The sequence below is a fragment of the Pseudomonadota bacterium genome (assembly GCA_026388315.1).
In the GTDB taxonomy this organism is placed as follows: domain Bacteria; phylum Desulfobacterota; class Syntrophorhabdia; order Syntrophorhabdales; family Syntrophorhabdaceae; genus MWEV01.
This window is the reverse complement of the sequence record JAPLKA010000118.1, coordinates 50,046-73,583: the sequence shown is the minus strand read 5'-3', so window position 1 is coordinate 73,583 and position 23,538 is coordinate 50,046. Positions and strand designations below refer to the sequence as shown.

The 23,538-nt window shown below is 46.2% G+C and carries 26 protein-coding genes; 11 read left to right on the top strand and 15 right to left on the bottom strand.

Features of this window, described 5'->3' with window-relative positions; translation table 11 throughout:
* Positions 1–7 precede the first annotated feature (7 nt).
* The 10 genes from NTX75_17470 to NTX75_17425 all read right to left on the bottom strand — a co-directional run bounded on the left by NTX75_17470 (position 8) and on the right by NTX75_17425 (position 9,573).
* Positions 8–1,159, bottom strand: coding sequence for a radical SAM protein (locus tag NTX75_17470; protein MCX5818007.1), 1,152 nt, complete (start codon positions 1,157–1,159; stop codon positions 8–10).
* 119 nt (positions 1,160–1,278) lie between these two features.
* Positions 1,279–1,983, bottom strand: a complete 705-nt coding sequence (locus NTX75_17465; GenBank protein MCX5818006.1) for an ABC transporter ATP-binding protein — start codon at positions 1,981–1,983, stop codon at positions 1,279–1,281.
* Positions 1,967–2,698: an ABC transporter ATP-binding protein gene (locus NTX75_17460; GenBank protein MCX5818005.1), complete on the bottom strand. Its 732-nt coding sequence runs from the start codon at positions 2,696–2,698 to the stop codon at positions 1,967–1,969. Before NTX75_17460 ends, NTX75_17465 begins: the two co-directional genes overlap by 17 nt.
* Before the next feature lie 2 nt (positions 2,699–2,700).
* Complete coding sequence (locus tag NTX75_17455; GenBank protein MCX5818004.1) at positions 2,701–3,699, bottom strand: branched-chain amino acid ABC transporter permease; 999 nt, start codon at positions 3,697–3,699, stop codon at positions 2,701–2,703.
* Positions 3,687–4,574, bottom strand: coding sequence for a branched-chain amino acid ABC transporter permease (locus NTX75_17450; GenBank protein ID MCX5818003.1), 888 nt, complete (start codon positions 4,572–4,574; stop codon positions 3,687–3,689). The genes NTX75_17455 and NTX75_17450 overlap by 13 nt, the downstream gene beginning before the upstream one ends.
* A 115-nt stretch (positions 4,575–4,689) precedes the next feature.
* A complete protein-coding gene (locus NTX75_17445) occupies positions 4,690–5,991 on the bottom strand; it encodes an ABC transporter substrate-binding protein (GenBank protein MCX5818002.1) in 1,302 nt (433 codons plus the stop codon).
* A gap of 4 nt (positions 5,992–5,995) precedes the next feature.
* Positions 5,996–6,946, bottom strand: a complete 951-nt coding sequence (locus tag NTX75_17440) for a biotin-dependent carboxyltransferase family protein (GenBank protein MCX5818001.1) — start codon at positions 6,944–6,946, stop codon at positions 5,996–5,998.
* Positions 6,943–7,584, bottom strand: coding sequence for a 5-oxoprolinase subunit PxpB (pxpB, locus tag NTX75_17435; protein ID MCX5818000.1), 642 nt, complete (start codon positions 7,582–7,584; stop codon positions 6,943–6,945). Before pxpB ends, NTX75_17440 begins: the two co-directional genes overlap by 4 nt.
* Before the next feature lie 55 nt (positions 7,585–7,639).
* Positions 7,640–8,419 (bottom strand): LamB/YcsF family protein, encoded by a 780-nt coding sequence (locus tag NTX75_17430; GenBank protein MCX5817999.1) that lies wholly within the window; start codon positions 8,417–8,419, stop codon positions 7,640–7,642.
* A 128-nt stretch (positions 8,420–8,547) separates the two neighbouring features.
* Positions 8,548–9,573: a TRAP transporter substrate-binding protein gene (locus NTX75_17425; GenBank protein MCX5817998.1), complete on the bottom strand. Its 1,026-nt coding sequence runs from the start codon at positions 9,571–9,573 to the stop codon at positions 8,548–8,550.
* Between the two features lie 278 nt (positions 9,574–9,851).
* On the opposite strand from NTX75_17425, the gene NTX75_17420 reads away from it, so the two are divergent.
* The 6 genes from NTX75_17420 (at position 9,852) to NTX75_17395 (ending at position 14,756) form a co-directional block, all read left to right on the top strand.
* Positions 9,852–10,121 (top strand): hypothetical protein, encoded by a 270-nt coding sequence (locus NTX75_17420; GenBank protein MCX5817997.1) that lies wholly within the window; start codon positions 9,852–9,854, stop codon positions 10,119–10,121.
* 185 nt (positions 10,122–10,306) lie between these two features.
* Complete coding sequence (locus tag NTX75_17415) at positions 10,307–11,176, top strand: xanthine dehydrogenase family protein subunit M (GenBank protein MCX5817996.1); 870 nt, start codon at positions 10,307–10,309, stop codon at positions 11,174–11,176.
* 21 nt (positions 11,177–11,197) lie between these two features.
* Entirely contained in the window at positions 11,198–11,677 is a 480-nt protein-coding gene (locus NTX75_17410) for a (2Fe-2S)-binding protein (GenBank protein MCX5817995.1), read from the top strand.
* A gap of 1 nt (position 11,678) precedes the next feature.
* On the top strand, positions 11,679–13,964 hold the full coding sequence (locus tag NTX75_17405) for a xanthine dehydrogenase family protein molybdopterin-binding subunit (protein ID MCX5817994.1): 2,286 nt from the start codon (positions 11,679–11,681) through the stop codon (positions 13,962–13,964).
* Between the two features lie 23 nt (positions 13,965–13,987).
* Positions 13,988–14,203: a hypothetical protein gene (locus NTX75_17400; protein MCX5817993.1), complete on the top strand. Its 216-nt coding sequence runs from the start codon at positions 13,988–13,990 to the stop codon at positions 14,201–14,203.
* A gap of 100 nt (positions 14,204–14,303) precedes the next feature.
* Complete coding sequence (locus NTX75_17395) at positions 14,304–14,756, top strand: SRPBCC domain-containing protein (protein ID MCX5817992.1); 453 nt, start codon at positions 14,304–14,306, stop codon at positions 14,754–14,756.
* A 78-nt stretch (positions 14,757–14,834) separates the two neighbouring features.
* Here the strand turns inward: NTX75_17395 and phoU are convergent, their stop codons facing one another.
* Genes phoU through pstS form a run of 5 tightly spaced genes read right to left on the bottom strand, consistent with a single transcriptional unit; the run spans position 14,835 to position 19,193 of the window.
* Positions 14,835–15,503, bottom strand: a complete 669-nt coding sequence (gene phoU / locus NTX75_17390) for a phosphate signaling complex protein PhoU (protein MCX5817991.1) — start codon at positions 15,501–15,503, stop codon at positions 14,835–14,837.
* A gap of 16 nt (positions 15,504–15,519) precedes the next feature.
* Positions 15,520–16,278, bottom strand: coding sequence for a phosphate ABC transporter ATP-binding protein PstB (gene pstB, locus NTX75_17385; GenBank protein MCX5817990.1), 759 nt, complete (start codon positions 16,276–16,278; stop codon positions 15,520–15,522).
* The gene (gene pstA, locus NTX75_17380; GenBank protein ID MCX5817989.1) at positions 16,260–17,201 is read right to left on the bottom strand and encodes a phosphate ABC transporter permease PstA; all 942 of its coding nucleotides are present in this window, start codon (positions 17,199–17,201) and stop codon (positions 16,260–16,262) included. The genes pstB and pstA overlap by 19 nt, the downstream gene beginning before the upstream one ends.
* On the bottom strand, positions 17,201–18,094 hold the full coding sequence (gene pstC / locus NTX75_17375; GenBank protein MCX5817988.1) for a phosphate ABC transporter permease subunit PstC: 894 nt from the start codon (positions 18,092–18,094) through the stop codon (positions 17,201–17,203). Before pstC ends, pstA begins: the two co-directional genes overlap by 1 nt.
* Before the next feature lie 43 nt (positions 18,095–18,137).
* Positions 18,138–19,193 carry a phosphate ABC transporter substrate-binding protein PstS gene (pstS, locus tag NTX75_17370; GenBank protein MCX5817987.1) on the bottom strand — a complete coding sequence of 352 codons (1,056 nt, stop codon included), beginning with the start codon at positions 19,191–19,193 and terminating at the stop codon, positions 18,138–18,140.
* A 270-nt stretch (positions 19,194–19,463) separates the two neighbouring features.
* On the opposite strand from pstS, the gene NTX75_17365 reads away from it, so the two are divergent.
* From NTX75_17365 to NTX75_17345, 5 genes are all read left to right on the top strand, one after another.
* Positions 19,464–20,141 carry a DUF2293 domain-containing protein gene (locus NTX75_17365; GenBank protein MCX5817986.1) on the top strand — a complete coding sequence of 226 codons (678 nt, stop codon included), beginning with the start codon at positions 19,464–19,466 and terminating at the stop codon, positions 20,139–20,141.
* Between the two features lie 162 nt (positions 20,142–20,303).
* Positions 20,304–20,720, top strand: a complete 417-nt coding sequence (locus tag NTX75_17360; protein ID MCX5817985.1) for a secondary thiamine-phosphate synthase enzyme YjbQ — start codon at positions 20,304–20,306, stop codon at positions 20,718–20,720.
* 195 nt (positions 20,721–20,915) lie between these two features.
* Positions 20,916–21,383, top strand: a complete 468-nt coding sequence (locus tag NTX75_17355) for an acyl carrier protein (GenBank protein MCX5817984.1) — start codon at positions 20,916–20,918, stop codon at positions 21,381–21,383.
* Entirely contained in the window at positions 21,373–22,383 is a 1,011-nt protein-coding gene (locus NTX75_17350; protein ID MCX5817983.1) for a hypothetical protein, read from the top strand. The genes NTX75_17355 and NTX75_17350 overlap by 11 nt, the downstream gene beginning before the upstream one ends.
* Positions 22,384–22,391: 8 nt before the next feature.
* The gene (locus tag NTX75_17345) at positions 22,392–23,369 is read left to right on the top strand and encodes a ketoacyl-ACP synthase III (GenBank protein MCX5817982.1); all 978 of its coding nucleotides are present in this window, start codon (positions 22,392–22,394) and stop codon (positions 23,367–23,369) included.
* Positions 23,370–23,538: the final 169 nt, after the last annotated feature.

Here is a 23,538-nt window from a genome sequence, read left to right as displayed (position 1 = left end):
ATTTTTTTCATGTGTTTTGTGACAATACACTAAGGGCATTGAAGATATTCCCGCTGACCCTTGATAGAGACCTCTCTATGATAAAATTGCCTTCATCAATATCCTCTTTCTGCCATGTGACCGTGATGCCTGCTTTTTGAAACCGCTCAATGTTCAAACGTCTCTGGCCTACAAGATGGGGGATGTCTCTGTTGTTGAGGTGGACAATTACATCGCCTTTCAGCGCATGTTTATCAATCAAGGTCTTCACCCCAAGGTAGAATGCCTGTGACCGTACGAGGTATCCGAAGGCCGGATGGTAATGGCCTGCAACAACCTTATCTTTGATAATCTCGTTGTCGGTGAGCCCGATTTTCACAGTCTTTATGCTGTGTTTCAAGGCGGTGAGATAGATGAAGACCGCCCTGTCAAGGGCTTCGTCAAAGGGAATCGGAATAAAGACACCATTATTATACATTGTTTCCAGGGGTGTATCTGCTATAACAACAAGCGGGTAGATTCTTATATAAAAAGGGTTTAACTGAATTATACTGTTTGCCGTAACTTTTATATCGTTCCACGATTCTTCGGGGAACCCCACCATAACCTGAATTGCAACATTGAAACCTTCATTATTCAAGGTATGAAAGGCTGCAAGAAACTCATCGACTGTATGCTGCCTGTTCAGTTCCTTGAGGATATCGTTATTGAAAGTGGGCATCCCGAGCTCGATGACACTCACATTGTTTGCCCTCAAAATCCCGATAGTCTCTTCTTTTAAAGGAACGGGTTTTGTAGAAATCCTGAAATTCGTAATCCTCTCTTTATATGGCTCGAAGTAATTGAAAAGGGTTCTCAATAAAGAGGGGTCGACATTGAAAATGTTTCCTCCGTAGAGGCCAATCTCAAATGCATCCTTATTGACGTTAAGCGAATGTTTTATGGTGGAACGGATATCATCATCCAGAACGTTTGTTATATACCCCTGATTGCAGTATATGCAGCGATCCTTGCAGCCGAGGTGGGGGAGAAAGATGGGGATGATCATGGCGAAAAAGTGAATAGTGCAAGCTTTAATCCTGCCGAAGGCAGGACATAGTGAATAGTGAATAGTGAAGGAAAAGAAGGCTGAAGGTGAAAGACTGAAGGTGAAAGGTGAAAGGTGAAAGAACCCGTACATCGTACATCGTACATCGAACATCGAACGACGAAGTACGAACGACGGATGACAGGTTTTAATGTGGATTGCGGATTTGTTTTCACTGGAACCCTCGACCCCTCGAACCCTTTCCTCAAATATTATAGTCCCAGAAAGGCCTTTTTGATGTCTTCTGCATTGAGGAGCTCTTTGCCTGTCCCTTCCTGGATTGTCCTGCCCGTCTGGAGAACATATCCGCGGTCGCATATGTCGAGGGATTCAAAGACGTTCTGTTCCACAAGGAGTATAGTTTTTCCAATTGTCCTCAGCTTTGCAACGGCTTCGAGCATTTCATCTACCAGTTTCGGCATGAGCCCCAGAGAAGGTTCGTCAAGCATGAGAAGTTTCGGGTTTGACATGAGACCCCTCCCAATGGCAAGCATCTGCTGCTCGCCGCCGCTTAAAGTGCCACTCAACTGTGAGCGCCTCTCTTTCAACCGTGGAAAGAGGCTGTATATGAATTCGAGGTTTTTCTTTGTTTCTTCGGCATTGTTTAAAATGTATGCACCAAGCTCAAGGTTTTCTTCCACTGTGAGAGGACCGAATATGAGACGCGCTTCCGGGATATAGGTAATACCGAGCTTCACAATATCCGGAGTTGAGAGTTTGTGTATATCTTTGCCCTCGAACTGTATTGACCCTTTCGTCGGATGAAGGGCCCCTGCAATGGTTTTGAGGAGAGTCGATTTCCCGGCGCCGTTTGAACCTACCACAGTAACAAGCTCTCCCTGCTTGACATGAAGGGAAACATTATGAACAACAGGTATGCCGCTGTAGCGGACTTCGATCTCAGTGACTCTTAGCATATTTCTCTCCCAGGTATGCCTTGATCACAGCTCCGTTTTTGACGATTTCACCGGGCAGACCTTCCGCGATCTTTTCGCCATAATCAAGGACAATGACACGATGAGAGACAGACATGACCATCTCCATGATATGCTCAATAAGAAGGAGTGTCACGCCTTTCTCGGCGTTGAGTCTCCTCAGGAGCAACACCAGTTCATCCGTCTCCGTATGGTTAAGGCCTGATGCGACTTCGTCAAGCATAAGCAGCTCAGGCTTTGTTGCCAATGCCCTGGCAAGCCCTACCTTTCTCTGCATTGCAATGGGTAATTCATTCAGGTGATATTCTTTTACGCTTCCCAGTCCAAGAAAATTGAGCACCTCAGAGGCTTCTGACTGTGCCGTATGACGGTCATCGGTCCTGCAGAATGCGCCTACCATGACATTTTCGATGACGCTCATACCGGTTGTTACCTTCATAACCTGAAATGTCCTGCCGATACCTGCCCTGTTTGTGTCAAAAGGCCTCAGCCCCGTTATGTCATTTTCTTTAAAAATCACCTTTCCTGAATCGGGCTTATAATAACCGACTATGCAGTTAAAGAGGGTTGTTTTCCCGGCGCCATTCGGGCCGATAAGACCAATGATCTCCCCCTGTTCTATCTGGAACGAGACGTTGTTGTTTGCCACAAGTCCGCCAAAATCTTTTACAATGTTTGATATTTCAAGAAATGCCACGATCAGCTCCCTTTTCTTCTGAACTGTTCGATGATGCCCCAGATACCCTTTGGCTGATAGGCAGAAACCACCATGATAAGCATTGCGTAGATCATGAAATCAAGGCCAACCAACCCTTTATGGCCGCCAAGCCAGCTTCCGAGGAAACGGTCAAGGGGAACGAGAAAGGCAGCGCCGATAATAGGCCCCCAGAGGGACCCTGCCCCTCCGAGCATTGCCATGAGGGCTATTTTAATGGAAAGGTCTAAGTCCATGACAGAAGCAGGATCTATATAAAGGTTGTAAACGGCCATAAACCCACCGCCAACGGCAACGAAGGCTGAGGCGATGGTATATGCCTTTATCTTGCACCAGCGTATATCAATACCAAGGCTTTCAGCGGCATCCTCATCATCTTTGATCATCCTTAACTGATAGCCCAGTTTTGATCTGCGGAACCAGTTCATGTAAAAGAGGGCCACATAAAAAAGTACCATAATGAAGTAGTAATAATATGTGTCGGATTTGAACTGCATGTAGAGAAAATCGGGATGTTCATGTATCGGAAGCTCTATCCCTTTGGCAGCGCCTACCAGTTTCCAGTTTGCAAAAATATCCTGCAACACGAGGGACGTACAGATCGTGGCAATGGCAAAGTAATGTCCTTTAAGACGGAATAAGGGATAGCCGATCATGAAGGAATAACCAACGGCAAGCAGAATCCCCATAGGCATGGATACCCAGAACGGGATATTCCACCACACCATGGTAAGAGCCACAGTATATGCACCGATTCCCACATATTGGGCCTTGCCGAGTTCCACCTGTCCGCCATATCCGCCAATAGTGTTCCATCCCATTCCAAAGAGAGAGAACAGGAGGAATTGAATCATGACAGCCTTTACGAATGACCCGGCGCCAAGCCAGGGGAATAGAAACAAAAAGATGGAAAAGATGATAAGGCCGATCTGCTCGGCCCTTGAAAAGTCTCTGAAATCAAAGGCGTCCTTTAATTTTTCCAACCGAATAACCCCTGAGGTCTAAAAACAACAATGATAAAATAAGTAAGATAGACTATGGTAAATTTAAAATGAGGACCGAGGAAATCCGAGTTCACGAGAGAACCGAAGACGGGGAAAACCATTTCGAGAATGCCTACAAGTAAACCGGCGAAAAAGACCCCTTTAATGCTCCCGAACCCGCCTAGTGCGACACAGGCAAAAGCGATCATGACAAAGAGAAGACCTACCGTGGGGTAGACGTAATAGAAATTCGCCAGTAAACCCCCGGCAATACCCACTGTACCACCGCCTATAGCCCACGCAATGGCATTCATCTTGTCTGTCCTGATGCCCATATAAGAAGCGGCTTCCTTGTTTATCGATGTTGCCTTGAGGGCCTTTCCTGTTTTTGTTTTATTGAGAAAATAGTATACGAATGCGAAGGCAAACAGGCTGAGTAAGCCTGCAGCAAGTTTTGTGCAGTCAAAAATGAAGGGACCGATGGAGAGGGATTTTCCAATCAGGATACCCTTCTGGATGATCCGGTAATCTATTCCAAAGAGGAACTGCGCAAGGTATCGAAGAAAGAGCATGAGACCGAATGTCCCGAAGAGCTGAGCAATTGCAGGGCCCCGGAGGAGATACCTGATCAGGCCGTAATAGGACGCTATCCCGAGCAGAACCCCAACAAGGGCAGCCACAGGAAGCGTAAGAAGGGGATCGATGTCAAGGAGGAGACTCGTCCAGTAGGTGGTGTACATACCGATCATAAGGAATTCGCCATGGGCAAAGTTGACGATGTCCATAACACCCCAGATAATGTTCAACCCAAGGGCAACGAGGGCAAAGAGAAGCCCCATCAGAATTCCCTGTAATAAAGCATCAATTAAGGTCATAATTTTTATGCCTCAAAAAAACAAACAAACCTATCTTTAGATATAATTCAGAAGGCGGGAAAGGGATTGCAGATTTTTCAATCCGCAATCCGCAATCCCCAATCCGCAATTTACATTACTTCCATCCCGGGAACGGATAGATCATATTGGCAGTGGCAAGCTCAAAGGGGTAAATGATCTCAAGATCGATTTTGCCATCTTTGGTCTTCTGGTACTGCCCGATAAGACCTCTGCCGAGAATATTCTGGCCGGTTGCATCAAATTTAACCCCCGCCCATGGCATGACCAGATCGTTGGCAGGAATATTCATCTCATTGCATGCCTTCTGGATAGCCTTGGGGTCGGTTGAACCGGCTTTATTCAGAGCATATGCCCATGCCTGGACTCCTACGACTGAACGGGCAGTGGCGCCTGTAAGATCATCGCCATATTTTTTCTTGTAAAGGGCATTGACCTGGCCTGCTACCTTTTTTACCTTTGTAATCTTTGCGATAAAGACTGTTCTCGTCAGAACACCGTTTGTGTCTGTGCCAAGTGTTTTAACAAAATCAGCCATTTCAAAGCCCGCATCCTGTCCCCAGAAAAAGTTGGTTGACGCCCTCATGCCCTTCAAGGTTCTGATCATGAGGAGTGAGTCAGAGAGGTAGGATGCGAACAGCATAACATCCGGTTTAGCAGAAACAAGGGCTTTTGCTTCTGAGGTGAGGTCAGGTGAGTTTGCGTTGTATAGTATCCCTTTCGTTATATTGAAACCGTATTCTTTTGCAAATCCCTCTATTGATTTTGCTACGCTGGAACCCCATTCTGTGTTTTCACATGCATAGACAACATTTTTAAGCTGGTCCTTAGGAATGGCCTTAACACCCTTTACCTTTCCTTCTGTCAACCCCTTGAGAAGCTCAAAAAGGTCTTTGTTAAAAAGATCATCATGGGGGGTTGTACGCCAGAACCATTTCAATCCCCTTTTTGTAAGTTCGGGTGATGTCGATGAATCATTGATCATGGGGATTCCATAGCGCTCGGCCACAGCGCTGACGGTCTTCGTAACTGAGCTATGGTAGGCGCCCATTAACCCGACAACTTTGTCGTCAAGGATGAGTCTTTTCGCCAGGTCTGCTCCACGGTCAGGCTCGCCGCGATGGTCTGCAAAGATCAGTTTAATTTTAGCGCCCTTTAAATTCGGTATTCCTCCCCACTGTGCCATGGGTATATCAACACCGGGAGTCTTGTTGTTGATAATATCTGCGGTCAGTTCCGCTGCCCTCTGAAGGTCTCTCCCGATTGTAGCTGCAGCGCCTGATAGTGGATAGAGAACGCCGATCCTGATCTCTTTCTCCTGCGCAAAAAGCGGGGGAGCTACAAAAAGAAGAGCCAAGAACAAAACGATGAAAAAATGAGCCGTTTTTCGATATTTCATTGTACTACCTCCTGTAGTGTTTTTGGTGTGCATCATAAAGCTGTGCTTTTTTGTTCCAGAGTTGTTCTGCTTCCTTTGGTTCAACCGTTTCAAGTGTAACCTTGTCCCCAGGTTTAAGGTGAGCAAGAAGATCACGGTCAGCCCTGCTAATTACCCCCAACCGTGCATACCCGCCTATAGTTCTTTCATGCAGCATAATGATGGGTAAACCGTCACCGGGTATCTGTATGGTGCCAGGCAGAATTCCTTCAGAGACAATACTCTTTTCGACTCTTTCCTTGAATGCCAATGGTTCACCTTCTAATCTGATACCCGTTCGATTCGACTTGGAAGAAACGTTATACCATGAGAATGCCTTTTTTTCAAACAATCTCCTGAGAGATTCATGGGGAAAATATTCCATCTCTGGCCCTTCCACAAAACGGAGTACATGGGGAGGCTTCATGCCCGGTATGTTTTTTTCATGTATTGTGTTTGGTTTTTCCATTCTTGGCCCTGTAATCCTGATCCTGTCGCCTTTCACGAATTGTCTGCCCCTGAACCCACCAAACCTGCATTCAAGGTTCGTTGAAAAACTGTTCATTACCCATTCCGCATCCATTTTTCCGGAGAAACCAACATAGTAACGGAAACCTTCAAGGATGGCTTTTACCTTCAACATACTCCCTCTTTGCGCACAGAACGATGTCCATGGCTCCAATGGCTCACCGTTGAGGGTAGCTTCCACCCTGGCACCCGTAAGAGCGCATGTCACATCTGCATGGATTTGCAGGGAAAAATCCTTACCCATCACTTCAATGGCAGGGGCGCCGGATGGGTTTTTTAACAATACGTTAAGCATTTTGTAAGCAAACGAATCAAGTGCGGCAGAAGGGGGAACGCCAGAATCTGCATGACCGTACCTTCCTTCATCAACTATCAGTGACAACCAACCCGGATGTATAATCTCAATCATGCCCTTATGAACCTCACTCTATCACCCATCTTCATCAGACAGTACGGCTCAGTCGTGTGGTCAAATAACCTTGCTTCGGTTTTTCCGATAACCTGCCAGCCGCCAGGGGACTCATACGTATAGATACCCGTCTGAAGCTGTGCAAGCCCGACAGAACCCTTTGGAACCTTAGCGCGCGGTGTTTCAAGGCGCGGGACATATAATCTTTCATCGAGACTGCCAAGATAGGGAAACCCGGGCATAAACCCGATTGTGTAAACAGTATATACGGTTGACGTATGAAGGTCTATCACTTCATCTTCTGAAAGCTTTGTATAGGAAACGACAAACTCCATGTCCGGACCGCCTTCGCCCCCATAAACAACAGGGATTTCATGAACCGCCAGCTCAGGGACATCAAAGGCGCTTATACGGGATTCTTTTTCTGTTAAGTAAGAAACAAGTTTTTCGAAAGAGATTGTTTCGCTGTTAAAACGAATTAGGCAAGACATGAAAGATGGTATAATATCAACAATTTCCTTAAGGGCAAGTGATTTCAGGTACAAATAATATCTTCTCACCTTTTCGTTGATAACGGGATCAATTCTGTCTCCGAATACGATACGAATCCCGTCTTCTCCATATCTCAAATATTCCATAGTCCCTGCAATTCTTTAAAATATTTCAGTTAATTATATTTAACAACAGAGGTTTTTACATAAAACTCGAGAGCGATTTTATCTCTACACCTTCCCTTGTCAAATACTCTTTTATTTTTTTTGCTGCTTCTATGCTTTCCTGGTTATCACCGTGTATGCAAAGGGTATCAATATCCATTTCTATCCATGTACCATTTATACTCTCTATGCCCTTTTCCTTCACCATGCGTGCAGCCCGGGTGGCAATCAGTTCGTTATCGTGTAAAACCGCTTCTTTATATTTCCTGGGAAGGAGCTCTCCTTCGTCCGTATACATCCTGTCCGGAAAGGCTTCCAGCGCAAGTCTGATTCCTTGCTCCTTACAGGTCTTTTTTAATGCCGTAGTCCTTTTTGTCCCGAGTGTGAGAAAAATAATATTGCCAAAGGCCTTTCTGGAAGGCCCAACAATACTCAAAAATAATTTTTCCTCGTTTACTAAATAGTTATAAAGCGCGCCATGGAGCTTTACGTGCTGAATGGGTATTTCATATAAATCAAGAAATCCTTTCAAAGCACCAATCTGATAAAGAATATAATTGATGAGTTCCGGTTCACTCACATCCATGAACCTCCTCCCGAACCCTAACAAATCGGGATAACCGGGATGGGCGCCCGGCATGACCCCATGTTCTTTGCAAAGCCTTACTGTTTTTTCCATAACATTCGGGTCGGAGGCATGGAAACCACAGGCAATATTGGCAGAAGTTATATGCTCGACTACCTTTTCGTCGTTTCCAATTTTATAATCCCCGAAGGATTCCCCCATGTCACAGTTAATATCTACAGTGTATGGCATAGGCTTATATTAACAAATAATAATTACGATGTGAACAATAAAAAGGGGAATGCAAAAGCGCATTCCCCTTTATTTCAGACAATTACCTAATTACTTACTCAGCTTACTCTACTCACTTACTTATTTACTTAATGTGCCTTCAGATAATCAACACAGAACTTCAATGCTTCGTCACCTGGCAGACCTTTTGCCTTTGCGTTCTTCGCATATTCATCAAGCAACGGTTTTACCTTTGCTGCCCATTTCGCATCTTCCTCTTTGGAGAGGGCTATAATCTTGTTGCCCTTGGCTTTTGAAAATGCATAACCTTCCTTGTCAGCATTATCCCATACCTGGCCCTGCTTCACTATCCATTCTTTGCTCACATCCTCAAAGACCTTCTGGACATCGGGTGGTAAGGAATTCCATTTTGCCTTGTTCATAATAACAAACATGCTTGCCGTGTAGGCGGAACCGAAATTCTGGGTTGTTGAGCTAACGACTTCACCCCATTTCCAGCCCTTTAATGCCTCTTCAGGGGCCATTGCACCATCTGCAACACCGGTACGGAGCGCATCGTATGTCTCAGGCATGGTTGTTCCGACAGGTGCAGCGCCGAGCGCTGCAACTATCTTTGCGGCAAGACCGGTTGCCCTGATCTTCATGCCCTTTAAATCTTCGAGTTTTGCTACAGGTTTCTTTGAATGGAGGATGCCCGGACCATGTGCGTGAAGAAAGAGCACCTTTACTTCATCAAGTTCTTTCGGTTTGAATTTTGCGTAAAATGCATTCACAAGTCCTGTTGCCTGGACGCCGTTCTTATATCCCAAAGGAAGATCCCACACTTCGATGAGGGGGAATTTTCCTCTTGTGTAAGCAAAGACACTCTCTCCGATATCAGCAATACCCTTTACGACGTTGTCATACGTCTGGGCTGCAGGGGTAAGCGTACCACCTGGATAGTAAGTAATCTTGACTTTACCGTTGGTTCTCTTTTCCACTTCTTTACACCACTGCTCCATTATTTTACTGTTGTCATGCGGTGCCGGAAAGAAGTTGGAGAAGTTGAGTTTTATCTCTTTCTGCTGTGCCGATGCGAGATTGGGAAGCGTGACGAGGCAGAAAGACATGAACAGGACGAAAAGAAAAAGCTTTACTGCAAAATGTTTTTTCATGAAACCCCTCCTAAGCGTTTTTTTCTCTTTATATGAAATTAAAACTTCTTTGTCAACCCTTTTCTATGACCTAAGACCCGGCTAAAGCTTATTGTTCACTATAGTAAACAAATATAAAACTACTAACATATCAAAATAATATGCATTGTAACTCACCGGTTTATTATAATAAATATAATCTGTTAAAAAATTAGCTTGACTTTTTGGCAAATATTGTAAATAATTTCCATTCGTGAAAAATGTATAGTGTTATCACCTTTCAATCAGGAGAGTAAGCAATGGCAAAAGAAAAGATGATCTGCCCTATTTCAAAAACAATGTGTGTCGATTGTGCAATATACAGGGGCAGGCACTATTATCTCTGTTTTTCGAAAGGGTATCATGGAAGTTTATTGGAATCGGGATTAATTGACAATCTAAAAATGAAGCCTAAAGAAGCGACAGATGTGAAATTTGGCATACCGGATAATATTCTAACAAGTCCGAACTGTATCCAGAACATTGAAGACAAAATAATGGATATGCAGTTATGCAATTCGGAAGGATAGTATCGAAGAAGAATCTATGGTATTGCCAAAAGCTGAATAAAAATGTGGTTAATAACGCATGAAGGTAAACGCATTAGCAGCAATGAATGAATTAGCTCGCACAACGAGCGAGAGGGGAAGTCTCTTCGGGCTTTGCTCGAAGAGGGGGCGACGCAAGCCCCAGTAATAATAGAAAGGAGAGGATTATGATATACGATTTTAACTATCTAAAACCTGGTTCACTTAATGAAGCGCTCTCCATGCTCTCAGAGCATAAGGACGAGTGCAAGGTGATCTGCGGCGGCCAATCACTGCTCATCGTGATGAGACAGGGGATGGTTGCACCGGAGTACCTTCTCGACATCAAGCATGTAAAAGAACTGAATTACATTTCTTTTGATGCAAAAGATGGACTGAAGATCGGCGCCACAACCACCCACCGGACGATTGAGAAGTCAGATGTGATCGCTAAAAACTACCCGGTGCTGGTGGCTATGGAGAACAAGCTCGCCTCCATACAGACACGTAACTGGGGAACCATCGGCGGCAACCTTGCCCATGCCGATCCAGCAGGCGATCCTGCGCCTGTTCTCATCTCATTGAAGGCAAGCATTAAAGTTGGCGGCGTAAACGGCGAGAGGGTATTCCCGCTGGATGAGTTTTCTGTTGACTATTTTGCTACTCAAACGAATGAAGACGAAATTGTCCTTGAGGTTCAGGTTCCTGTACCGGAACCAAAGACCGGAGCAGCCTATCAGAAGTTTAACCTCCTGGACAGCGACATGGGTATTGTGGCTGTTGCAGCGTCTGTAACGCTAAATAACGATGGAACCTGCAAAGATGCCAGGGTTGTTCTCGGCAACGCAGGGCCTGTACCACTCCGGGTAAAGAAGGTGGAAGAATTGCTTATAGGAAAAAAATATGATGAAGCGCTTTTTGCTGAAGCAGGAAAGATTGCATCTGAAGAATGCGAACCTGTAGACGATATTCACGCATCTGAAGCACACAGAAGACACATCATCGGTGTTCTCACCAAAAGGATGCTGAAGAAGGCTTGGGATCAGGCCAAGGCTTAATAGCGAAGGAGGTTGATAGATATGGAAAAACAAATACTAAAATTAGCAGTTAATGGCCAGGATTATGAAGTTTTCATAAACCCGAAGACGTTACTCGTCGAGGTCATCAGGGATCACCTCGGTTTTACCGGTACAAAAAGGGGTTGTGAAACGGTTTCATGCGGCGCCTGTACGGTGACCGTGAACGGCGTGGCGGTCAAGTCCTGTTCTGTTCTTGCAGTGCAGGTAGAAGGCATGAACGTTGTTACATCTGAAGGTCTTGAAGATAATGGTAAGCTGAGCCCCATCCAGAAGGCTTTTCTTGATTACGGTTCCTACCAGTGCGGTTTCTGCACATCCGGTATGCTTATGTCTGCTACCGCATTCCTCGACGAGAATAAAAGCCCTACAAAACACGCGATAAAAGAGAGCATCGAGGGCAACATCTGCCGCTGCACCGGTTACAACAGCATCGTAAGGGCCATTGATGCAGTTGCACAAGGCAAATACAAGGAGGAGTGATATGAGTCACGCAAAATATTCTGTCATTAATACACATGTTCATAATATTGACGGGGTGGCGAAGGTTACGGGAAGGGCGACTTATACCTTCGACGTTACGCTGCCCGGCATGCTCTATGGAAAAATCTTACGGAGCCCCCATCCCCATGCAAAGATCATAAATATCGATGCGAGCAAGGCCCTGGAACTTTCCGGTGTAAAGGCCGTCGTAACAGGAAAAGACACCCTCGGCATTAAACAGGGTATCTGGAGACGGTATTCAGAACTCTGCGATGAACAGGTGCTTCCGTTGGAAAAAGTACGTTACATCGGTGAACCTGTAGCAGCAGTTGCGGCAATCACTGAAGAAATCGCTGAAGCAGCCCTGGATCTCATCGAGGTCGAATATGAAGTATTGCCAGCAGTCTACGAACCTCTTGATGCCATCAAGAAAGAAGCCCCCGAAATCCATGAGGGCATAGAGAGAAACGTTAACGTAACGCGTCATATCGAATGGGGTGATGTAGATGAGGCGTTTGAAGATGCCGATTACATAAGAGAGGATTGGTTTAAATGCTCCGGCCAGCACCATATGTGCATGGAGACCCGTGCAGCCGTTTCGAGTTACACACCGGACGGCAAGCTTACAGTCTGGGCATCAACACAGTCTGCATACTATACACAGGGTCTTATAGCAGGCGTGCTGGGTATGAGAGAAGGTGATGTACGCGTCCTCGCACCCTATGTAGGCGGCGGCTTCGGCGGCAAGTTCGAACTCGATGCAGCAATGTTCTGCAGCGCTGTCCTCTCCAAAAAACTTTTCAAACCAGTAAAAATCGTCTTCACCCGTGAAGAAGACTTTATCGCATCAAAGAGAAGAACCCCCATGTTCTACTATGTAAGAACAGGCGTTAAAAAAGACGGCACCTTTCTCGCAAGGGAATCCCGTATGTTTTCAAATGGCGGCGCTTATACAGGCATGGGTGCAACAGCACTCTACCTCTCCGGTTTTTTCCATTCATTCCCCTATAAATGGAGAGGCTACCGTTACGACGGATACAGGGTATATACCAATACAATGCCATCTACGTCGATGCGTGGCTTCGGAGCACCGCAGGCCATGTTCTGTTCAGAGCAGCAGATCGACTGGATATGTAAAGACCTTGGCCTTGACCCCTTTGAGGTGCGACGCAAAAACGGCCACACACCGGGATACGAAGTCCCTGGTCAGGCATTCATCCAGAGTTGCGGTTTGGAACAATGTATCAATGAAATCGAAAAATGGGTTAAAGCAAAGGGAGAACTTCCACCCAACAGAGGCATCGGTATCTCTTCTTGCGGTTTTATGTCAGGCGGTATCTTTAACTGGTTCGACTCGCCCTATTCCTTTTCCTCGGCTGTTGTCACCATCAACGAAGACGGCACCGTTGAACTTCACGTCGGCTGCCAGGATATCGGTCAGGGTTCTAATACCACTATGGCCATCATCTGCGCTGAAACGCTTGGCGTAAAAATAGAAGATATAAAGGTCCACTCCGGCGATACTGACCACTGCCCGGCAGACCTTGGCGCTTGGGGATCGAGACAGACCCTCATGGCCGGTAATGCAGTGAAAATGGCCTGCGAGGATGCAAAGAAACAACTCCTCGAATTTGCCTACGCGGAAATGGGCCTGAACATCGTATATGACCTTGACATCAAGGACAGATGGGTTCACGTTGTTGCACGTCCTGAAAGGGGCATGAAATATACTGACCTCGTGAAAAAGGCGCTCCGCGCAAAAGACGGCCAGAGGATTCTAGGCCGCGGCTACTATACGCCTCACAGAAAGGGTATGATCTCCCCCGCATACAGTTACATGATGCAGGCTGTTGAAGCTGAAATAGATCCTGAAACCGGTAAAATTACGCTTATTGACGCCATGACGGCACACGATTGCGGCCAGCCCATCAACCAGCTCGGCCTCATCGGTCAGCTTGAGGGGGCCTTTTCAATGGCGGCCGGTTACGCATACCTCGAGGATATGCCTATGGACAATGGCAAGATGTTGAATCCAAACCTTGTTGACTACAAAATCATCAGGGCGCCGGAGATGCCGGAAGCAGGGATTATTGAGATAGACACCTACGAGCCGGAAGGACCCTACGGAGCAAAAGAGGCAGGCGAAGGACTCACGAACCCCACAGCAGCAGCACTGGGTAACGCCATTTACAACGCACTGGGCATACAGATGAAAGAACTCCCCATTACCCCGGAAAGAATCCTGAAGGCATTGAGGGAGAAAAAGGAACAGGAAGCAAATAAATAAGTTACCGATAAAGGAGGTATACCGTGAACTTTAAATGTCCTGCATGCAAGAAAGAATGGCCAAACAGTAAACAGGTTGCAAGGCATATGTTTGGAACGGGTGATAAAAGCCACAAGGCCTGGATCGAATCACAGGGATATTCATATATTGACCTGTTGCTTTCCCAAATATCAGAGCCCGGAAACAAGAGCTATGAGATTCTCTCTGATCTTATTGAGAAGGCTCAAGATAAACTATAGAGGCAGCGAATAGCGTTTAGCGTAGAGCATAGAGTACAGTGCATAGGCAAAAATGCAAAAATGGCTTTGTGAAAATAAAATATCAGCGTAGGAGGAAGGTATGATTATAGAGGGTAGTTTTACAGTAGCTGCACCTATTGATAAGCTGTTTGATTTCATGCTGAAACCGGAGAGTATCATGACATGTGTGCCCGGCACGGAGTCCGTGAAGGTCATCGATGATACAACCTATGAGTGCGTCGTAAAGCAGAAGGTCGGCATCATCACGGCGAAGCTGAAATTCGTCAACAAAATGACAAAGATTGAGAAGCCGACACACATTGAGATCGAAGGTGAAGGCGAAGACGTAACGAAGCTCGGTCATTTTAAGAATAATACCTCTGTAGATTTGAAAGAGGTATCTCCGGGTATGGTAGAGGTTACGTATAAATCAGATGTGAGCATCGTAGGAAAACTGGCCATGTTCGGCGACAGGATCATGAGGGCAAAAGCCAAAGATACAGAGAAAGAATTTACCAAGAACCTTCAGGCAAAGTTAAAGACACTGATATAGCAGATTTAAGCATCGAATGTAAAAAGGGTTTCCCGTATGGGGAAGCCCTTTTTTTGTCTTTATTGGCAGGTTTCTTCACTATACAAGGATGTTCTTGTCTAATATATGATGCTTTATAATCGCTCCATCTACCATAAAGATAACATCCTCACAGATATTCGTTGACAGGTCAGCAATACGCTCAAGGTTGCGTGCTATTTTGAGCAGTTGAAGGGAACGCTCGATAGTGGAAGGATCACACGTCATGTAAGTAATCAGTTCACGCAAGATCTGATTCCCCAGTTCATCAACTTCATTGTCCCGTTCACAGACGTTGTATGCCAGCGGAGAGTCTTCATTAATGAATGACGTTATGCTGTCCTTCAACATATTTATAGAATCCTGTGCCATTCTGGGGATATCGATGAGTGGTTTCAACTGTGGCCGGTCATTTAAAAAAAGCCCACTCTCAGCGATATTTACGGCATGGTCTCCTGCCCTCTCCAGATCATTATTAATCTTCAAAATCATAAGGATCGTCCTCAAATCTTTAGCCTTTGGCTGGAACTGGGCAATCATGCCGATACACATGTCCTCAATGGTAATTTCCACATCATTCGCTATCGGCTCATCCTTTTCGATAATTTCCATGAGCACTGCACTGTCTTTTCTGAGCTGAGCGTTGACACTCCCTTCGATCATTCCTTCAATAATTGCAGCATACTCGATGAGTTCCTTTCTGAGTGCGGTTATTTTCTCTTCTAACATCAGACCCCTTCCCCTCCTATCCGAATTTTCCCGTCAGATACTCTTCAGTTCTTTTATCTTTAGGCACGGTAAACATCTTTTCCGTTGGTCCGAACTCTACCAGTTCACCCAGGTAAATAAAGGCGGTAAAATCAGAAACCCTTGCTGCCTGGGCAATATTATGGGTAACAAGGAGCATGGTTACATTCTTTTTCAGCTCCACAATAAGCTCTTCGATATGGGCGGTGGATTTCGGATCAAGGGCCGATGTGGGCTCGTCAAGCAACAAAATTTCGGGATTCATCGCAAGGGCACGGGCAATGCACAACCGCTGTTGCTGCCCCCCCGACAGGAAAGTACCTTTTCTATGGAGTGCATCTTTCACCTCGTTCCACAGAGCAGCGCTTTTCAATGATCTTTCAACGATAGCGTCAAACTCATCCCTCCCGAGCCTGAGGCCGTTCAATTTGTAACCCGCGATGACATTATCGTAGATGCTCATCATAGGAAAAGGGTTTGGCTTCTGGAAGACCATACCTATCTTCCGCCTCAGGAAAATAGGCTCCATAGCGTAGACATCTTCGCCCTTCAGGTACATCTTGCCTGACACCTTTGTATCGGGTATCAGCTCATGCATCCTGTTTACACATCTGATAAGGGTAGTTTTACCGCAGCCGGAAGGACCCATCAGCGCAGTAACAAGATTATTTGATATTGAAATGTTGATATCCTTCAATATCTGGTTGTCGCCAAAAAAGGCACAGAAATCCTCAACAGCTAAAACTGGACTTTCCATTTAGTTGCTATCCCCCTTGCGATGAGATTGAAGCCCAGGACCACTACCACGAGGATAAATGAAGCTCCCCACGCAAATGTGTGCCATTCAGGATAAGGGCTCATTGCATAATAAAAAATACGGTACGGCAAAGAATCCATAGGTTTAAAGATGTTATAATTCATAAACTGGTTACCAAAAGCGGTAAAGAGAAGCGGTGCAGTTTCTCCGGTAATCCGTGCAACGCTGAGCAGTATGCCTGTCAGAATACCGCTTAATCCTGTGGGCAGAATGACCTTCAGGATTGTCTTATAATATGGCACTCCAAGGGCAAGGGAGGCCTCTTTCAGTGAGTAAGGCATAAGTTTCAGAGTCTCTTCCGTGGTTTTGATAATAACGGGCAGCATCATGATACTGAGGGCAACGCCTCCCGATAAAGCTGAAAAACCTTGGAAAGGTCCAACAACCCACATATATGCAACAATACCTATGACAATCGATGGTGTGCCCTGCAGGACAACAACACAGAGTCTGACAATATGGGCCATCTTTCCTTCACCCTTTTCAGAAAGATAAATCCCTGCCGATATTCCGAAAGGTATCGACAAAACGCTTGAAAGAACGATGAGAAAAAGAGTTCCTATGATTGCGTTGTAAATACCGCCCCCTGCTTCACCGATGGGCCTGGGAAGCTGGGTCAGAAATTCCCAGTTTATCACTGCAATACCGTTTCTTGTAATGTAGTAGAGTATGAGAAGCAGCGGGAGAAGCGATATGAATGAAAGGAGAATAACCGCGCCTTTAAAAATATTATCTTTTATGATTCTATTACGGGGGCTTACGTCGCCCCCTCCACCGGCAAAGCCGTCGGAGCCTCCCCCTCTCGCTCGCTGTGCTCGCTGTGCAGATTCCAACGGGAATCTGCTACCCTGGTTACCTTCCATTATGTTACCTCTTTGGATGCTTCAAGGCTTATTTTCTTGATGACATATGTGCCGATGATGTTGACAATTGTCGTGACAAGAAAAAGCACAAGCCCCACATAGATAAGTGATGATGCCGTTATCCCCGTTGCCTCGGCAAATTCATTTGCAATAACGCTTGCCATAGTATTTGCAGGGCTGAAGATGCCTGTAGGGAGGAAATTGCTGTTCCCGATAAGCATTGTCACCGCCATTGTTTCACCGATTGCCCTGCCCAGGGCAAGAAGCAGCCCGGCAAAGATGCCTGAACGTGCATAAGGAATGATAATATTTTTAATCACTTCAAACCGTGTAGCGCCCAATGAGTATGCAGCCTCTTTCAAATCTGAGGGCACAAGGATTACCACCTCTCTCCCAATTGAAGCCGAGAAAGGGATGACCATGATGGAGAGTATCAAAGACGCAGTCAGTATCCCTACCCCATGGGGTACCACACCGACTTGCATTTCTATCATCCTTACGAGAGGCATGAGGAGAAATAGCCCCCAGAGGCCAAAAATAACGGAAGGGATGCCGGCTAACACTTCAACGGAACTTCTTAAAAACGTGGAAATTGCCCCTTCCTTGAAATACTCTCCGAGAAAGATTGAGATGGCAATAGAAAAAGGGATTGATATTGCAAGCGCCAGGAAGGAAGTGAGGAGCGTCCCGACAAGAAAGGGAAGCGCTCCGAATTTTTCCGATGCGGCATCCCATGTCTTTCCGATAAAGAATCCGAATCCAAAGGTTCTTATCGACGGGACAGAAGCGACGATAAGCGTCAGGCAGATCACAACAAGCAAAGCCACAACAAAAAGGGCAGTCACTTTCAGAATCAGATTGAATCTCTTTTCTGTTTTATCTTTTGTCAGCATATAATTAGTGCATTGCTCATAGCCTTTAGTGCATAGTGCTTAGTTATTTCAACAAGGGTGTTCCTTTATACGTCATCGACTTTATAATCTTCACTGCCTTGTCTGCCGCTTCTTTCGATAACGCTGAATACTGGAGCGGCTCAACATATTTTTGTCCGTCACCAACCATCCACATGAGGAGCTTTGACAGCACTTCGGCCTTTTCCTTTGATCTGCCGCCGTAATTCTGTTCCTTGTAAAAAATAAGCCATGTAAAACCGCTTATCGGATACCCATCCTTTGCATCTGTGTCGGTAAGCGAAACGTTTGTGTCATCAGGAATTTTCACATTTGCCGCACTGCTGACTGATTTTGGAGTAGGCTCAACGAACTTGCCTGCTCTATTTTTTATATTGCCATAGGGCATCTTATTCTGCATTGCGTAGAGGAGCTCTACATAACCAATTGAACCCGGTGTCTGCTTCACATAGCCGGCCACACCCGGATTACCTTTCTGCCCTATCTGCCCTGCCGGCCAGTTTATGGATTTACCGGTTCCCATCTTTTCTTTCCATTCTTTACTTACCTTTGTAAGGTATTCACTGAATATATACGTTGTACCGCTTCCATCGGCCCGGTGGACAACGCTGATTGAAAGATCGGGGAGCTTCACATCCTTGTTTGCAGAAGCAATCCTGGGGTCATTCCATTTTGTAATCCTCCCGAGAAAGATATCCGCCACGACATCTGGTGTAAAATTGATTTTCGGATTGCCGGGAAGGCTGTATGTTACCACAACCGCACCGAGGCAGGTAGATATGTGAAGTACAGGAGCCCCCGCGTCTTTCAGTTCTTTTTCTGTCATGAACGCATCGGTTCCGCCGAAATCAACCGTCTTTTTAATAAGCTGGTTGATACCGCCGCCTGAGCCGATACCCTGGTAGTTAATCATTATCTTGTTTTGCTGGTTGTATACGTCGAATAACTTCGAATAAAGGGGCTGCGGGAATGTTGCCCCTGCGCCGATCAGCTCCTTCTCTGCTGCGTTAGCTATAACTCCGAATAGCAACAAACCAAAAACAAGCACCGCAACAATCGATTTTTTACGTAAAGTGGTCATCTTTTCCTCCTGCAAATGTTTTTCTTAATATACACAGTGATTGTTATTATGTAATGAATGGTGTGTTAATTTTGTGTTAATTCTTTCAAAGGGATAATTCAGATAACCATTTTTTTGTTACGTATAGCTTCCTCCTACCATTAATTGTTGTATAAATATCCTGTATCCCCATAAATGCTAAAGTACTCTGTTTCATCCGGCAATCATTATTGTCTTGATTCTGATACCTGATTGTAATAATAGATGATGAATATAAAGAACGAAAGAACTATGAAAACCGATGACAGCGAAATAGCGGTTTTTATCTCGACCCGGGAGTCAACTTGCTCTGAGTGTGGGGAAGATCTCGGACCACATGCATGGATAACCCTCGCCAAAAACAAAGGGGCGCTGTGCCTGGAATGTGCTGACTTGGGACACCTGCGGTTCCTTCCGTCGGGTAATACAGCGTTAACCCGGAGGGCTAAGAAAAACTCTCAATTATATGCAGTTGTTTTAAAATGGTCAAAGGCAAGAAAGCGATATGAACGACAAGGACTCCTGGTTGAAGAGAGTGCGCTTGAGCAGGCAGAGACAGAGTGCCTGGCTGACACAGAGGCAAGAGAGCGCCGGAGAAACCGTGAGGCCGAAAGACGCGAAGTAATCGATAAAGAATACGTGAAAAAGTACGGCGAACAGATACGCCGATACTATCCTTGCATGCCCCTCGGTTTGGAGGTGAAAATAGCTGAACATGCATGCGATAAATACAGCGGTAGGGTAGGACGTTCAAAGGAGGCAAAAGGGTTCGATGAAAAATCTATAACCCTTGCAATAGTAGCACACATACGGCACGCCGAAACAGAATACGACGAACTTCTCATGCGTGGTGTAGACCGGTATGATGCCAGAAGGATTATTTCTGATAAAATCAATCAAGTGTTGAAAAGGTGGGGGGAGACTTTTTAATAATAATTCCTGCTTCTTGAAAGGGAGCCTTTGGCGGTCATCGGCAGCTTACCGCTTTTAAGTGGTGTTCAATAGCGCGTGCGAGAACTTATTCCTGTTATGATTTTCCTTGCAGGTTCAGGGGGAAATGTGGCAGAAAAAGAAAAAAGGAGAACACCACAGATGAAGAGCTACCGGAAAGAGTTATGGTTCAACACATCCACGAGAAGGGCATATATCAACATCACCTCTCAAGTGGAAGAATGCCTCAGGGAGAGCGGTATAACGGAAGGCCTGCTGCTCTGTAACGCCATGCACATAACAGCGTCGGTTTTCATAAATGACGACGAGCGCGGCCTTCATCAGGACCTTGACGAGTGGCTGGAGAAACTGGCTCCCCATGAACCCGTTTCCCAGTATCGTCATAACACGGGAGAGGATAACGCAGACGGTCATCTCAAACGTTCAGTGATGGGCCGGGAGGTCGTGGTGTCCATCACAAATGGAAAACTCGATTTCGGGCCGTGGGAACAGATTTTTTACGGCGAGTTTGACGGAAAACGGAAAAAGCGGGTACTCGTAAAGATTATAGGGGAGTAGGGATTTGCTTCCTGAAACAAAGTTTTTCACAAAGAAGCAATTTATACCATGTTTCAAACGGCATTCAATAATTCTTTAAGCGATGAATCACTATTGCTTGACCCCTTGTTTTAAAGGCATTAGCCCTCTGGTTTTTAGCCATAAAATCGATACGTTAGTATTGATAGTTTGTTTTTCTTTTGTTATCCTTATCGCATGCTGAAAAGCAAACTGCCAGTTGTTGCCGGAGGTGACGGGGCAGACGCTGTACCGGCAAAAGCGCAAAGGGAAGAAATTGCGCTGATCATCCCGCACGAGGCTCACTTTTTGAATTGTAATGAGGGGGCAAGACCGTTCAAACACGTAAGGAGAAGCAGATTCGCTTGCGGATCAAATAAAATAAAGGGAGGAATGATGAGCATGACAACTATGGAAAAGGTGTGCGAGATTATTTTGAAACTCAAAAAGAAAAGCATTTCCCGGGCAGCCTTGAAGCCTGAAGCGTTGCTGGTTGATGACCTGATGCTTGATTCGCTCGATTTTGCGGAGATGCTGGTGTTGGCTGAGGATGCATTTTCCATTGAGATACCCCTGGACGATGCAGTAAACCTCACAACGATCGGCGCTGCGGTGGAATATTTCGACAAGCGTATTGCTGAGCGAGGCCGATCTATTGCCGGATGAATTATTCCGGATCGTTGCCGTTGATGTAGCGAACGCCCATCACGTGGGAACGGTTTTTCGATCGTTATATGGCGAAGACTTTCCTGTCAAGGATGTCTATCAACCGGAAGTTTTATGGAAGGAAATACAGGCGGGACGCTTAGTTTCAGCATTGGCTTTTGATGTGAAGGGACAGGCGGTAGGGTACATTTCGATGTTCAAAACCGCCCCTAATCCCCGCCTTTGGGAAGCCGGAAATATGTTAGTCGACCCGGGGTACGCGCACACTAACATTTCGTCGCACTTGATTCGTTGTTATTTTGACCCTGCCATGTGCCGGATGACCGACATCGACGGGATTTTCAACGAAACGGTTTGCTGTCACTTTTTTACGCAGGTTAGCGCCGCCAAGATCGGCATGACTGACTGCGCACTGGAACTGGATCAACTGGACGGTGACAGCTTCAAAGACGGGAAGAGCAACAAAACCGGCACTGCACGCGTATCCTGCGTGCTGTATTTTTGGGAACTGACAGATCTATTGGAGGCCGAATATGTGCCGGTCCGGTATGATACGATTTTAAAAAGGATTGCCGGTTCACTGCGGCCAAGGATTCTTTTTCCGTCGACAGATGCGTTGCCAACCGATGGGTCGACAAGCCTGGAAGAGAAATATTATGCTTCAGCCAAAACCTGGAAAGTGGTGGTCCCTATGGTCGGCGGCAACTGGGCTGCAGCGGTGGAGGATATCCTGAGCAAAGCAAAACAGCGCCGGGTGATCAGCTTGCAAGTCACACTTAATATGGCGTGCCCTCATATTGGCGCTGCTGTTGATTTACTGCGGGAGAAGGGGTTTTTCTTCGGGGGGATGGCTCCGCGCTGGTTTGGAACTGACGGATTGCTCATGCAGAAATTGTTTGGGAGCGAAACAGAATACGAGAAAACGAAGCTTTATACACCGTTTTCCAAGGAACTGCTGGCGTTTATCAGATCAGACCGTGAAGCAATTCGAGGGGTATGACAATGCTAATCAATGCTCTTATTGCCGGTGTTGGCGTTTGTATCCCGGATACCGTGCTGACGAATCATGACCTGGCCAAAACAATGGATACAAGCGACGAGTGGATTCGAACAATGACGGGAATCAGAGAGCGCCATATCGTCGATCCGGCCCAGGCAACGTCCGATCTCGGTGTTGTGGCTGCACAACGGGCCATGATCCAGGCAGGGATTGATCGTGCCGACGTTGATCTGATCGTTGTGGCTACCATGAGCCCGGATTTGCTGGTGCCGGCAACTGCCTGTATCATTCAGGAACAGCTTGGAATGAAAAATACTCCTGCCTTTGATGTTTCGGCAGGGTGTTCGGGCTTTATCTATGCGTTGGTTGCGGGGAGCCAGTTTATTTCCACCGGATTATACCGAACCGTATTAGTCATCGGGGCCGAGACAAATTCGAGGATAGCCAACTGGGAAGACCGTGGGTCCTGTATCGTCATCGGAGACGGGGCCGGCGCTGTTGTGTTGCGGCCAGCCTTGCCGGAGCACGGCATTTTATCGATGTGTCTTGGCGCTGATGGGTCGGGAGTCAAACATCTGTATACACCGGCAGGCGGAACCCGTACGGCAGTGACTGCTGAAAATATTGCGGCCAATATGCACAAAGTAAAAATGGATGGGCAGGAAGTTTTTCAATTTGCCATGCGGATGTTGCCAAAGGTGACTGAGCAGGCGCTGGAAATGGCCAACATCAGCAAGGAAGAGGTTGCGCTGATCATACCGCACCAGGCCAATCTGCGGATTATTGAGGCAGCGGCCCGTAGGATGGATCTGCCCATGGACAAGTTTATGGTAAATTTGGATCGATACGGCAACACATCCTCTGCATCCATTCCGATTGCGCTGCATGAAGCATTGGAGGGTGGCCGGATCAAACCAGGCGATGTGGTGGTGCTGGCAGGCTTTGGGGCAGGGTTAACCTGGGGTGCCGTTGTAATGAGGTGGTGAGGACTTGTCGGACGCATGTGCCGCCTAATGCCAAATACTTATCTACACCATACACATTTGAGGGGCTTATCGAATACGGTTTGAAAAGTGCAAATGCTTGGCGGCTTGTTTCCTATTCCGGCAAAATACGGCTGTCTTCCTGAAGTCAATGGTTTTGGGCAAACAAGAA

Excerpts from the sequence above, each read along its gene's own strand:
- pstC (MCX5817988.1), bottom strand. The coding sequence starts at position 18,094 with ATGCTGACAAAAGATAAAACAGAAAAGAGATTCAATCTGATTCTGAAA.
- NTX75_17445 (MCX5818002.1), bottom strand. The coding sequence starts at position 5,991 with ATGAAATATCGAAAAACGGCTCATTTTTTCATCGTTTTGTTCTTGGCT.
- NTX75_17405 (MCX5817994.1), top strand. The coding sequence starts at position 11,679 with ATGAGTCACGCAAAATATTCTGTCATTAATACACATGTTCATAATATT.
- NTX75_17450 (MCX5818003.1), bottom strand. The coding sequence starts at position 4,574 with ATGACCTTAATTGATGCTTTATTACAGGGAATTCTGATGGGGCTTCTC.
- pstB (MCX5817990.1), bottom strand. The coding sequence starts at position 16,278 with ATGGAAAGTCCAGTTTTAGCTGTTGAGGATTTCTGTGCCTTTTTTGGC.
- NTX75_17415 (MCX5817996.1), top strand. The coding sequence starts at position 10,307 with ATGATATACGATTTTAACTATCTAAAACCTGGTTCACTTAATGAAGCG.
- phoU (MCX5817991.1), bottom strand. The coding sequence starts at position 15,503 with ATGTTAGAAGAGAAAATAACCGCACTCAGAAAGGAACTCATCGAGTAT.
- pxpB (MCX5818000.1), bottom strand. The coding sequence starts at position 7,584 with ATGGAATATTTGAGATATGGAGAAGACGGGATTCGTATCGTATTCGGA.
- NTX75_17360 (MCX5817985.1), top strand. The coding sequence starts at position 20,304 with ATGAAGAGCTACCGGAAAGAGTTATGGTTCAACACATCCACGAGAAGG.
- NTX75_17440 (MCX5818001.1), bottom strand. The coding sequence starts at position 6,946 with ATGATTGAGATTATACATCCGGGTTGGTTGTCACTGATAGTTGATGAA.
- NTX75_17410 (MCX5817995.1), top strand. The coding sequence starts at position 11,198 with ATGGAAAAACAAATACTAAAATTAGCAGTTAATGGCCAGGATTATGAA.
- NTX75_17465 (MCX5818006.1), bottom strand. The coding sequence starts at position 1,983 with ATGCTAAGAGTCACTGAGATCGAAGTCCGCTACAGCGGCATACCTGTT.
- NTX75_17365 (MCX5817986.1), top strand. The coding sequence starts at position 19,464 with ATGAAAACCGATGACAGCGAAATAGCGGTTTTTATCTCGACCCGGGAG.
- pstS (MCX5817987.1), bottom strand. The coding sequence starts at position 19,193 with ATGACCACTTTACGTAAAAAATCGATTGTTGCGGTGCTTGTTTTTGGT.
- NTX75_17430 (MCX5817999.1), bottom strand. The coding sequence starts at position 8,419 with ATGCCATACACTGTAGATATTAACTGTGACATGGGGGAATCCTTCGGG.
- pstA (MCX5817989.1), bottom strand. The coding sequence starts at position 17,201 with ATGGAAGGTAACCAGGGTAGCAGATTCCCGTTGGAATCTGCACAGCGA.
- NTX75_17420 (MCX5817997.1), top strand. The coding sequence starts at position 9,852 with ATGGCAAAAGAAAAGATGATCTGCCCTATTTCAAAAACAATGTGTGTC.
- NTX75_17395 (MCX5817992.1), top strand. The coding sequence starts at position 14,304 with ATGATTATAGAGGGTAGTTTTACAGTAGCTGCACCTATTGATAAGCTG.
- NTX75_17355 (MCX5817984.1), top strand. The coding sequence starts at position 20,916 with ATGCTGAAAAGCAAACTGCCAGTTGTTGCCGGAGGTGACGGGGCAGAC.
- NTX75_17470 (MCX5818007.1), bottom strand. The coding sequence starts at position 1,159 with ATGTACGGGTTCTTTCACCTTTCACCTTTCACCTTCAGTCTTTCACCT.
- NTX75_17425 (MCX5817998.1), bottom strand. The coding sequence starts at position 9,573 with ATGAAAAAACATTTTGCAGTAAAGCTTTTTCTTTTCGTCCTGTTCATG.